This window comes from Myceligenerans cantabricum (assembly GCF_054777735.1).
This window is the reverse complement of sequence record NZ_BAAHAJ010000011.1, coordinates 263260-275245: the sequence shown is the minus strand read 5'-3', so window position 1 is coordinate 275245 and position 11986 is coordinate 263260. Positions and strand designations below refer to the sequence as shown.

Annotated in this window: 9 protein-coding genes; 8 read left to right on the top strand and 1 reads right to left on the bottom strand. The window is 72.6% G+C overall.

Annotated features, from left to right (window positions below; genetic code table 11):
* The first annotated feature begins 119 nt into the window (after nt 1-119).
* From ACYU96_RS15840 to ACYU96_RS15805, 8 genes are all read left to right on the top strand, one after another.
* Nucleotides 120-4154: a hydantoinase B/oxoprolinase family protein gene (locus ACYU96_RS15840; RefSeq protein ID WP_460755504.1), complete on the top strand. Its 4035-nt coding sequence runs from the start codon at nt 120-122 to the stop codon at nt 4152-4154.
* Between the two features lie 154 nt (nt 4155-4308).
* Nucleotides 4309-5250, top strand: a complete 942-nt coding sequence (gene nadC / locus ACYU96_RS15835) for a carboxylating nicotinate-nucleotide diphosphorylase (RefSeq protein ID WP_460755501.1) — start codon at nt 4309-4311, stop codon at nt 5248-5250.
* 68 nt (nt 5251-5318) lie between these two features.
* Nucleotides 5319-6851 (top strand): lysine--tRNA ligase, encoded by a 1533-nt coding sequence (gene lysS, locus ACYU96_RS15830; RefSeq protein WP_460755499.1) that lies wholly within the window; start codon nt 5319-5321, stop codon nt 6849-6851.
* Nucleotides 6852-6877: 26 nt separating this feature from the next.
* Entirely contained in the window at nt 6878-7093 is a 216-nt protein-coding gene (locus ACYU96_RS15825) for a hypothetical protein (RefSeq protein ID WP_460755497.1), read from the top strand.
* A 133-nt stretch (nt 7094-7226) separates the two neighbouring features.
* On the top strand, nt 7227-7604 hold the full coding sequence (locus tag ACYU96_RS15820; protein WP_460755495.1) for a histone-like nucleoid-structuring protein Lsr2: 378 nt from the start codon (nt 7227-7229) through the stop codon (nt 7602-7604).
* Between the two features lie 42 nt (nt 7605-7646).
* A complete protein-coding gene (locus ACYU96_RS15815; RefSeq protein WP_460755492.1) occupies nt 7647-8771 on the top strand; it encodes a lactonase family protein in 1125 nt (374 codons plus the stop codon).
* Nucleotides 8771-10240, top strand: a complete 1470-nt coding sequence (locus tag ACYU96_RS15810; RefSeq protein WP_460755489.1) for a glycosyltransferase — start codon at nt 8771-8773, stop codon at nt 10238-10240. The genes ACYU96_RS15815 and ACYU96_RS15810 overlap by 1 nt, the downstream gene beginning before the upstream one ends.
* Nucleotides 10241-10302: 62 nt before the next feature.
* Nucleotides 10303-11040 carry a phosphoglyceromutase gene (locus tag ACYU96_RS15805; RefSeq protein WP_460755487.1) on the top strand — a complete coding sequence of 246 codons (738 nt, stop codon included), beginning with the start codon at nt 10303-10305 and terminating at the stop codon, nt 11038-11040.
* 92 nt (nt 11041-11132) lie between these two features.
* Here ACYU96_RS15805 and phoU read toward each other — a convergent pair whose 3' ends face one another.
* Entirely contained in the window at nt 11133-11786 is a 654-nt protein-coding gene (gene phoU / locus ACYU96_RS15800) for a phosphate signaling complex protein PhoU (protein WP_460755484.1), read from the bottom strand.
* Between the last annotated feature and the right edge of the window lie 200 nt (nt 11787-11986).

Below are 11986 nucleotides of genomic sequence, written 5' to 3'. Positions count from 1 at the left end.
GGCCACGCCATGCTGCGACGTGGCTGCGTTCCCACGGTGCGCGATGGCGTGGTCGACGGCGACAGGTGGTCGCGGGCAGGTCCGGCGGGCCTCCTCCGACGGTCAACTAGTCTCGGCGCATGGGCTGGGAGTTCTGGATCGACCGAGGCGGAACGTTCACCGACATCGTCGCGCGGCACCCGGACGGGGCGCTGAGCACGCACAAGCTGCTCTCGGAGGACCCGGAGCGGTACGACGACGCCGCAGTGGCCGGGATCGAGCGGATCCTGCGGCAGGAGGACCCGGAGTCCGGATCCCCGGAGACCACCGGTTCGTCGTCCCGGTCCGGTGACGGCACCTCCCGGCCAGGCGGCGGCACGTCCCGGCCAGGCGACAGGACCCCGCAGCCGTCGTCGGACACGGTCCGGGCCGTGCGGATGGGGACCACGGTCGCGACCAACGCCCTCCTGGAGCGCACCGGCGAGCCCACCGTCCTGGTGATCACCCGGGGGTTCGGCGACGCGCTGCGTATCGCATACCAGAACCGGCCCCGCATCTTCGATCGGCACATCGTGCTGCCGGACCCGTTGTACACCCGGGTGGTCGAGGTCGACGAGCGCGTCACCGCGACGGGGGAGGTGCTGCGCGAGCCGGACCTGGCCGCCGTCGAGCCGGAGCTGCGCCGCGCGTACGACGACGGGTTCCGGGCGGCAGCCGTCGTCTGCCTGCACTCCCACCTGTACCCGGACCACGAGGACCAGGTGGCCGACCTCGCCGTGCGGGTCGGGTTCCCGCAGGTGTCCCGGTCCGCGGAGGTCAGCCGGCTGCTGAAGCTGGTGCCGCGCGGCGACACGACCGTCGTGGACGCCTACCTCTCGCCTGTGCTGCGGCGGTACGTGGACCAGGTGGCCGGGCGCCTGACCGGCGTGCCGCTGCAGTTCATGCAGTCCAACGGCGGGCTCGTCGAGGCGCACCGGTTCCGCGGCAAGGACGCGATCCTGTCCGGGCCGGCGGGCGGGATCGTCGGCATGGTGCGGATGTCGGAGCGCGCGGGGCTGGACCACGTCATCGGCTTCGACATGGGCGGCACCTCGACCGACGTCTCCCACTACGCGGGCGAGCTGGAGCGGGTGTTCGACGCCCAGGTGGCCGGCGTCCGGCTGCGCGCGCCGATGCTCGACATCCACACGGTCGCGGCCGGAGGCGGGTCGATCCTGCACTTCGACGGCAGCCGGTACCGCGTGGGCCCGGACTCGGCGGGCGCCGTGCCGGGGCCCGCGTGCTACCGGCGGGGCGGGCCGCTCACCGTCACGGACGCCAACCTCCTGCTCGGGCGGATCCGGGCGGAGCACTTCCCCTCCGTGTTCGGGCCCGACGGCGACCAGCCGCTCGACGCGGACGTGGTCCGGGAGAAGTTCGCCGCGCTGGCGGGCGAGATCGGGGACGGGCGGTCGCCGGAGCAGGTCGCCGAAGGGTTCCTCGCCGTGGCCGTCGCCAACATGGCGGGAGCGGTCAAGAAGATCACGGTCCGCAAGGGGCACGACGTCACCCGCTACGCCCTGACCACGTTCGGTGGCGCGGGCGGGCAGCACGCGTGCGCGGTGGCGGACGCCCTCGGGATCGAGACGGTGCTCGTGCCGCCGATGGCAGGCGTCCTCTCGGCGCTCGGCATCGGGCTGGCCGACACGACGGTGATGCGGGAGCAGTCGGTCGGGACGACGCTCTCTCCCGGCTCCCTGCCCGGCCTGGAGCAGATCGCGGACACCCTGGAGAGGGCGGCCCGAGCGGACCTGACGGACCAGGGCGCGACGCCGCCCCCGCGCTCGCCGGTGTCGGCGCCGCCGGCCGGGGCAGCGGGTGCCGCGGCCGACGTCCTGGCTCGCCGGGCCCCGGATCCCGTGGCTCCGGATGCCGCGGCTCCACCTTCCGTGGCCGACGTCCCGCCTCGGGTCGGCGGGACCGTCGTCACGCGCAGCGTGCACCTGCGGTACGACGGCACCGACACCACCGTTCCCGTGCGGCTCGGCGGCGTCGGGGAGATGGTCGCCGAGTTCGAGGCCGCTCACCGGAGCGTGTACTCGTTCCTGCTGGACCGGCCGCTGATCGCGGACGCGGTGGCCGTGGAGGCGGTGGCGCCGTCGTCGGCGGACACCGGTCTGCCGCCCGGCGCGGCCGGGGGCCCCGTGAGCGACCGGCACCCGAGCCCGCCTGCGCACACGGGTGCCGACCCGGTGGCAGGTCTGTCCGGCGAGGACCGGACGCCGGGCGGTGCGGCGGCTCAGGTGTTCGTCGGAAGCGAGTGGCGGGACGCGCCGCTGTGGCAGCGTGAGCGGCTCGTCCCCGGCGCCGCCGTCGTCGGACCCGCGATCATCACGGAGGAGAACGCGACGACCGTCGTCGAACCCGGCTGGCGTGCGGAGCCCACCGCGGAGGGCCACCTGCTGGTCCACCGCACGGCGCCGCGCGCCGGCGCGCACGTCTCCGCCGCGGCCGACCCGGTGATGCTGGAGATCTTCAACAACCTGTTCATGTCGATCGCCGAGCAGATGGGCGCCCGTCTGGAGGCGACGGCGCAGTCCGTGAACATCAAGGAGCGGCTGGACTTCTCCTGCGCGATCTTCGACCCGGACGGCAACCTCGTGGCGAACGCGCCGCACATGCCGGTGCACCTGGGGTCGATGGGCACCACCGTGCAAGAGGTCATCGCCCGCCGTCGGGGGACGATGCGTCCCGGTGACACGTACGCGGTCAACGACCCGTTCCACGGTGGCACCCACCTGCCGGACGTCACGGTCATCACCCCCGTGTTCCGCGAGGGTGTGGCCGGCGGGGGTGGCGCAGCCAAGGCGGAGGGCGCGGCGGCCGACGGCGCCGAGCCTGGCGGCGAGATCCTGTTCTACGTCGCCTCGCGCGGCCACCATGCCGAGATCGGCGGCATCACGCCGGGCTCGATGCCCGCGACCAGCCGCGAGATCCACGAGGAGGGAGTGCTGCTCGACAACTGGCTGCTGGTCGGCGACGGGCGGATGCGGGAGCGGGAGACCCGCGAGCTCCTCACCACGGCGCGCCACCCGTCCCGCGACCCGGAGACCAACCTCGCCGACCTGCGCGCCCAGGTCGCCGCCGGCGCACGGGGCGTGGAGGAGATCGGCGGGATGATCCGGCACTTCGGTCTCGACGTCGTGCAGGCGTACATGCGGCACGTGCAGGACAACGCGGCCGAGGCGGTGCGCCGCGTCGTCGACGGGCTGTCGGACGGGGAGTTCACCTACGAGACCGACCACGGCGCCACGATCGCCGTCCGCGTGGTGCCCGACCACGAGCAGCGTCGGGCGACGATCGACTTCACCGGGACGTCGGCGCAGGTGGCGTCCAACTTCAACGCGCCGTCGTCGGTGGCCGTCGCCGCCGTGCTGTACGTGTTCCGCACCCTGGTCGACGACGACATCCCGCTCAACGACGGCTGCCGTCGCCCGCTGGACATCGTCATCCCGCCCGGGACGTTCCTGTCGCCCCGGTACCCGGCCGCGGTCGTGGCGGGGAACGTGGAGACGAGCCAGGCGATCACCGGCGCGCTGTACGGGGCGCTGGGGGTGCAGGCCGAGGGTTCGGGCACGATGAACAACCTCACGTTCGGCAACGCGGACCACCAGTACTACGAGACGATCGCCTCCGGTTCGGGCGCGGGCGACGGGTTCGACGGCGCGCCCGCCGTGCAGACCCACATGACCAACTCCCGGCTCACGGACCCCGAGGTGCTGGAGACGCGCTTCCCGGTCCTGGTGCGGGAGTTCGCGGTGCGCGCGGGGTCGGGAGGCGCGGGCCGGTGGCGCGGCGGCGACGGCGTGGTGCGGGCCCTGGAGTTCCGCGAGCCGATGACAGCGAGCCTGCTCACCGGCCACCGCTCGGTTCCGCCGTACGGCATGTCCGACGGCGCGCCGGGCGCGCTGGGCCGCAACTCCGTCCTCCGCGAGGGGGCCGACGCCGCCGAACCGCTGGCGGGCCGCGACACGGTCGCGCTCGCCCCGGGCGACACCCTGGTCATCGAGACCCCGGGCGGCGGCGGCTTCGGCCCCACCGACAACTCCACCCCTGCCAACGGCTCCACCCCTGCCAACGGCTCCACCCCTGCCAACGGCTCCATTCCCGCCAACGGCTCCATTCCCGACGACTGAGAGTGGTTCAACAGGGCCTCGGAGACCTTTCGGAGCGTCATGAATGGATTCGAATCCCTGTTGAACCAGACTCAGTAGGGGTAATGGGTGAGGGATGGGGGTGGATGGGGATCGGGTGGGGGAGCGGGGGGTGGCGGAGGGGTAGGTTTTGGGGGTGAGGACTTCCGATGTCGTTCCGGCCGGCATCGAGCCCGGCCTCGATCCCGCCTGGATCTCGCGCACCGTCAGCGTCGCGCTCGACGAGGATCTCGGGCCCGCGCCCGGGCGGGACGTGACCACGCAGGCCACGATCCCGCGTGCGGCCCTCGGCACGGCGGACCTCGTGGCGCGCGAGGCCGGGACGGTGGCCGGGCTCGTCGTCGTCCCCGAGGCGCTGCGACAGGTGGCCGACCGGCTCGGCCTCCCCGTGCCGGACGTCACGTTCGCCGCCCAGGACGGGGACGACGTCGACGGCGGCCAGGTTCTCGCGACCGTGTCCGGCCCGGCGCGGGTCCTCCTGGTCGCCGAGCGCACCCTGCTGAACCTGGCGTCCCGCGCGTCCGGCGTCGCGACGGCCACCCGCGTCTTCGCCCGGGCCCTGGAAGGGACCGGAGCGCGGGTGCTCGACACCCGCAAGACCACGCCGGGCCTGCGCGCCCTGCAGAAGTACGCGGTCCGCGCGGGCGGCGGCACCAACAAGCGCATGGGCCTGTACGACGTCGCGATGGTCAAGGACAACCACATCGTTGCGGCGGGATCCGTGGCCGGCGCGGTCCAGGCCGTGCGCGCCACGTTCCCGGAGGTGGAGATCCAGGTCGAGGCCGACACCACGGCGCAGGCCCTGGAGGCGCTCGCAGCCGGCGCGGACTTCCTGCTGCTGGACAACATGACCACGCAGGTCCTCGCCGAGACCGTGGCGGCCGTGCGTGCCCGCGAGGGCCGCGACGGCGTCCCGGCGCACGTCGAGCTCGAGGCCACGGGCAATCTCACGGTGGACCGGGCGCGCGAGGTCGCGGAGACGGGCGTCGACCACCTCAGCGTCGGCGCCCTCACCCACAGCGCCCCGATCCTGGACCTGGCCCTCGACCTCCGCGGCCCGGACCGCGCCGCCCGCTGACTCCCGGCCCCGGCCGGCGTCGCGCCCCTGAGGTCGGGAGCGCGGCGGGGCGTCGATAGAATCGTGCGGTGACTTCCGAGACCGCCGCGAACAGTGCCGCCGAGCCGACCGCGCCCGAGACTGACGACCTGCCCGAGCAGACCCGGATCCGGCGCGAGAAGCGGGAGCGCATCCTCGCTCGCGGGGACGCCGCCTATCCGGTGAACGTCCCGGTCACGCACACCATCGCGCAGATCCGCGAGGGCTACGGCCACCTCGGGGAGGGCGAGGAGACGGACGACGTCGTAGGCCTCGCCGGGCGGGTCGTCTTCCTCCGCAACACCGGCAAGCTCTGCTTCGTCGCGCTCCAGGACGGCGAGGGCAACCGCCTCCAGGCCATGCTCAGCCAGAAGGCCGTCGGCGAGGAGGAGCTCGGGAACTTCAAGGCCGACGTCGACCTGGGCGACCACCTGTTCGTGCACGGCCGGGTCGGGGTGTCGCGCCGCGGCGAGCTCAGCATCTTCGCCGACGAGTGGCGCATGGCGGCCAAGGCGCTGCGGCCGCTCCCGGTGCTGCACAAGGACCTCTCGGAGGAGGCGCGCGTCCGGCAGCGGTACGTGGACCTCATCGCCCGGCCCGCGGCGCGTGACATGGTCCGGCTGCGCGCCGGCGTGATGCGCTCCCTGCGGGAGAACTTCCACCGCCGGGACTTTCTGGAGGTCGAGACGCCGATGCTCCAGACGGTCGCGTCCGGCGCCTCGGCCCGCCCGTTCTCGACGCACATGAATGCGTACGACCTGGAGCTGTTCCTGCGGATCGCTCCCGAGCTGTTCCTCAAGAAGGCCGTCGTCGGAGGTGTCGAGAAGGTCTTCGAGATCAACCGGAACTTTCGCAACGAGGGCGCGGACTCGTCGCACTCCCCGGAGTTCGCGATGATCGAGGCCTACGAGGCGTATGGCGATTACGACACGATCGGCGCGCTCACGCGGGATCTCGTTCAGACGGCTGCGAACGACGTCCTGGGAAGCACCGTGGTGACCCTTCCGGACGGCGAGGAATACGACCTCGGCGGTGAGTGGGCGCAGATCACGATGTACGGGTCGCTGTCGGAGGCGATCGGTGAGGAGATCACGCCCGAGATCGGTGTTGAACACCTGACCAAGCTCGCCGACAAGGCGGAGATCTCTCTCGACCCCAAGAAGGCGAATCACGGCAAGCTCGTCGAGGAGCTGTGGGAGCATCACGTGGGCGACAAGCTGTATGCGCCGACGTTCGTGCGCGACTTCCCCGTCGAGACCTCTCCGCTGACGCGAGAGCACCGGAGTATTTCCGGCGCCGTCGAGAAGTGGGACCTGTATGTGCGCGGATTCGAGCTGGGTACGGGATACTCCGAGCTCGTCGACCCGGTGATCCAGCGGCAGCGTTTCGAGCAGCAGGCGCAGATGGCCGCCGTCGGCGACGAGGATGCGATGCCGGTCGACGAGGACTTCCTCACCGCCATGGAGATCGCCATGCCGCCCGCGGGGGGAATGGGCATGGGGGTCGACCGCCTGCTCATGGCGCTCACCGGTCTCGGTATTCGCGAGACCATCATGTTTCCGCTCGTCAAGCCGCAGGCCTGACCCGGTGCGATTGTGAGGATCCTGTGGTGGACACTTTCGGTGCGGTGATGGCAGGGCTCCTGCCCTCGATCGGCGTCGGCGTTCTGTTCTGGTTCGCCATGCGAAAGATCATGCGTGCGGACCGCGACGAACGTCGGGCTCTGGACCGTATGGAGCGGCCGGACGTGGCTGCGGCGCCAGATTCTACGGCGACCCCGGCAGATTCTGCTTCCGGCGGCGCGGTATCCGGCGAAAAGCCCTGAGCGGGAACCGCCCGCGAGATTCTTCGCTGAACTTTCCGGCAGCGCAGGTGAGAGCACGTCGCCGGTGAAGTTCCTGTGTGTGGACAATCCCGTCGCGGCCCGCTTTGTTTGACGAGTGATACGCCCGTACGGCATGCTTTCAACAACACCCAGAGATTTTGTTGAAGGAAAGGGCGTGCGAACAATGGTCCAGAGGGTTCAGCTGGTGCTTGAGGATGACATCGACGGTGGCGTCGCGGACGAGACGGTGAGTTTCGGCCTCGACGGAACCAACTACGAGATCGATCTGAGCAAGGAGCACGCCGCGGAGCTCCGCGACGCGTTCGGCCCGTGGGTCGGTGCCGCCCGCAAGGCGAAGTCGGCCCCGGCAGCGCGCGCCAACCGCCGTACGCGCAGCGCGAACAACACTGCCGCGATCCGCGAGTGGGCCCGTGAGCAGGGTCACAAGGTGAGCGACCGCGGCCGTATCGCCGCCGAGATCGTCACCGCCTACGAGAAGGCCAACGGCTGACGCGGTCGCTTCCCGTCGTGGGGCGAGCCCTAGGCTGGTCCCATGACTTCGGAGCCAGGCTCACGCACCCGCGCGCTGTGGATCGGCACCTACCCTCGCTCCGGTGCCGATCCCGGTAGTGGAGAGGGAGTGTTCCGTGCCGGCGTCGACGTCGGCACCGGCGTGCTGAGCGACGTCGTCCGCGCGGTCGCGCTCCCGTCTCCCTCCTTCCTCGCCGCGCACCCCTCCGGGCGGAGGCTCTACGCCGTCGGCGAGACCGGCCCCGGTTCGCTGACCGCCCTCGCCGTGGGCGACGACGGATTCCTCACCGCGCAGCGGACCGTCCCCTCGGGCGGTTCCGACCCGTGTCACGTCGTGGCCACCGCGGACCGCGTATGGGTCTCCAACTACGGCGACGGCGTCGCCACGACCTGGCCGGCCACCCCCGACGGAGCTCTCGGCGCCCCCGAGCCGTTCGGCCACCACGGCTCCGGCCCGGTCCTGGACCGCCAGGAAGGCCCGCACGCGCACTTCGCGCACCCCGCCCCGGACGACGGTGACACCGCGCTCGTCGCCGACCTCGGCGCCGACGAGCTGCGGGCCCACCGCGCCGGACGCGGCGGTGGTAGCGGGTCCTCCGGGCTCGCCGCGACGTTCCCGCCCGGCTCCGGCCCCCGGCACATCGTGCGGCTGTCCGACGGCGCGCTCCTGGTCGCCGGCGAGCTGGACTGTCGCCTGCACCTGCTCGTCCCCGAGCCCGGCCCGCGGGACCTGCCCCGGTACCGCCACGCGGACACCTTCCCGATCACCTCCGCGACCTGGGGCCCCGACGGCGGCCCCGGCTTCCCGTCGCACCTGACGCTCTCGCCCGACGGCCGGTACGTCCACGTCGGGGTCCGCGGCCCGGACGTGCTCGCCGTCCTGCGCCTCGAACGAACCGGCCTGTCCGGGTGGACGGTCCGCCACACCGCGGACGTCGCGCTCGGCGCCGGCGCCTGGCCCCGCCACCACGCGGTCGTCCGCCCCGCACCCGGCTCCGGTGCCGGGTCCAGCGCGGACCTGGTCGTGGTCGCCGCGCAGCACACGAGCGAGCTCGTCACGGTCCGGGTGGACCGGGCGTCCGGGCAGGGAGAGGTCGTGGCGCGGCTCCCGTTCCCGGTCCCGCCCGCGTGCGTGCTGGAAGCCTGATGCGCGTCGCGATGATCTCCGTGCACACCTCGCCGCTCGAGCAGCCGGGCACCGGGGACGCCGGCGGCATGAACGTGTACGTGCTGGAGCTGTCGCGTGCGCTCGCGCGACGTGGCGCGGAGGTCGAGATCTACACGCGGGCGACGTCGTCCGCGCAGCCCAAGGTGGTCGACGCCGAGTCCGGGATCAAGGTCGTGCACATCCCCGCGGGCCCCTTCGAGGGCCTCGACAAGAACGACCTGCCTGCCCAGCTCTGCGCGTTCAGCGCGGGCGTGCTGCGCGCCGAGGCGCACCGTCCCGTCGACTGGTACGACGTCGTCCACACCCACTACTGGCTCTCCGGCCAGGTGGGCTGGCTGTCGACCGAGCGCTGGGACGTCCCCCTGGTGCACTCCATGCACACCATGGCACGCGTGAAGAACGCGGCGCTCGCGCCCGGGGACTCGCCCGAGCCCATGGTGCGCATCGTGGGCGAGGAGCAGGTGGTCACCGAGGCCGACGCGCTCGTGGCCAACACGGAGCAGGAGGCCGACGACCTCGTCGCGGAGTACGGTGCCGACCGGTCCCGGGTCCACGTCGTGCCCCCGGGCGTCGACACCCGCCTCTTCGCCCCGCTCCCACGGCCCGGCGCCGACGGGCACGGCACTGACGGGCACGGCGCCGAAGGGCCCGGCGCCGACGGGCACGGCACTGACGGGCACGGCGCCGAAGGGCACGGCACTGACGGTCATGACTCCGGCGGCCGCGGCGGCGACGGCTCGTCCCGCGCGGAACGGCAGGCGGACCCGTCGCCCGAGGTCGAGCTCCGCGCGCTGCGTGAGCGGCTCGGTCTGCCCGGTGACCGGCAGGTGGTGCTGTTCGCCGGGCGGATCCAGCTGCTCAAGGGTCCCGACGTGCTGGTCCGCGCCCTGGGTGCGTGGCCCGGGTCGCCGTCGCCGGACGCGGGCGACCGTGCCGGGCGTCCGCTCCTCGCCGTGCTCGGCGGTGCGAGCGGCACGGCCACCGCCGTCCGCGAGCTCGAGGCGCTCGCCTGGCAGGAGGGCGTGACCGACGACGTGCTGGTGCGCCCGCCCGTGCCGCAGAACCGGCTCGTGGACTGGTTCCGGGCCGCGGACCTGGTGGCCGTCCCGTCGCACAGCGAGTCGTTCGGGCTGGTGGCGGCCGAGGCGCTGGCCGCGGGCACGCCGGTGGTCGCCGCCTCCGTGGGCGGCCTGCGCACGGTGGTGTGCGACGGCGAGTCGGGGGTCCTCGTGCCCGACCACGACCCCGCCCGCTGGGCCCGGACGCTGCACGACCTGCTCGCCGACGACCGGCGCCGGGCCCGGATGGCCCGCGCGGCCCGCGCGTCGGCGGCCCGCTTCGGCTGGGACCACGCGGCGGACGAGATGCTCGCGGTCTACGAGACGGCCCGGAAGCACCACGCCGAGAAGCGGATCATGGTGCGACGGGGCGACGACGTCGGCCGCTGAGCCTCGGGTGACCACTGGGCGGACTGGCTGGCACGCCCTCGTGGACAGGGCAGGATGGGCCCATGACCTACAAGCTCGTCCTGCTCCGCCACGGCGAGAGCGAGTGGAACGCCAAGAACCTGTTCACCGGCTGGGTGGACGTCCCCCTGTCCGAGAAGGGCATCGCGGAGGCCTCGCGCGGCGGCACCCTGCTGACCGAGGCGGGCGTGACGCCCGATGTCCTGCACACCTCCCTGCTGCGCCGCGCGATCGCGACGGCGAACCTCGCGCTCGACGCCGCGGACCGCCACTGGATCCCGGTGAAGCGCAGCTGGCGCCTCAACGAGCGGCACTACGGCGCCCTGCAGGGCAAGAACAAGAAGGAGACCCTCGCCGAGTTCGGTGAGGAGCAGTTCATGACGTGGCGCCGGTCGTACGACACGCCGCCGCCGGAGATCGAGCTCGGCTCCGAGTACAGCCAGGACGCCGACCCGCGCTACGAGGGTGCCCCCGTGGTGCGCACCGAGGCGCTCAAGAACGTGCTCGAGCGAGCGCTGCCGTACTGGGAGTCCGAGATCGTGCCCGACCTCGAGGCCGGGAAGACGGTGCTCGTCGCCGCGCACGGCAACTCGCTGCGCGCGCTGGTCAAGCATCTCGACGGGGTCTCGGACGAGGCCATCGCCGGCCTGAACATCCCCACGGGCATCCCCCTGGTCTACGAGCTGGACGACTCGCTCCGGCCGACCAACCCGGGCGGCACCTACCTGGACCCGGACGCGGCCGAGGACGCGATCGCCGCGGTGGCCAACCAGGGCCGCTGACCCGCGCGACGGACGGCGCCGGCCCGGCAGGAACGTTCCTGCCGGGCCGGCGCCGTCGTGCGGGCCGTCCGGCCCTGCCGTGCTGCGGGTCCTTACTGGTGGTCCTCCGGGAAGTCTCCCGTGACCAGGAACGAGACGCGCTTCGCGATCGAGACGGCGTGATCGCCGAAGCGCTCGTAGTAGCGGGCCACGAGGGTGATGTCCACGGCCTCCTGGACCGAGCCGTCCCAGTCCGCGCCGAGCAGCGCGTTGAACGTCTCCTGGTGCAGCTCGTCGAGCAGGTCGTCGTCGCGCTCGACGGACTGCGCCACCTCGAGGTCGCGTGTCTCCAGGAGGTGGGTGGTCCGCTCGGCCACGCTCACCGCGGCCCGGTCCATCTTGGCAAAGATGTCCGCGGCGGCCGGCACGATCGCCTGGGCCGGGTACCGGCCCCGCGCCACCTGGGCGACATGCCGGGCCAGGTCACCCATGCGCTCCAGCGAGGCGCTCATGCGCAGCGCGCTGACGATGATGCGCAGGTCGGTCGCCACCGGTGCCTGCTGGGCCAGCAGGTGGACGCAGCGCTCGTCGAGCGACGCCTCGAGCTGGTCGATGGTCTTGTCCGAGGCGATCACCTCCTGCGCGAGCTGCAGGTCGGCCTCCCTCAGCGCCTTGCCGGCCTTGCTGACGGCCGACTCGACGAGTCGGCTCATCTCGGCGAGGTCGTCACCGACCTGCTGCAGCTCGGCCTCGAAGATCTGTCGCATCGCTTTCCTTCCACAGTGTGCGCCGGGCATACCGCGGGCTGACCCGCGTGGCGCGACGCCGGCCGGTTCCTCCGGCGCGACGACAAGCGTTGCACCCGAACGTAAACCCTCAGGTTAACGACTCCCCGTTCGGGGATGAACTCCTGGTGACGTCAATCCGGCAACTCCCCTCCGTGGTCGGGGTCGCGGGGTGGCTCTGC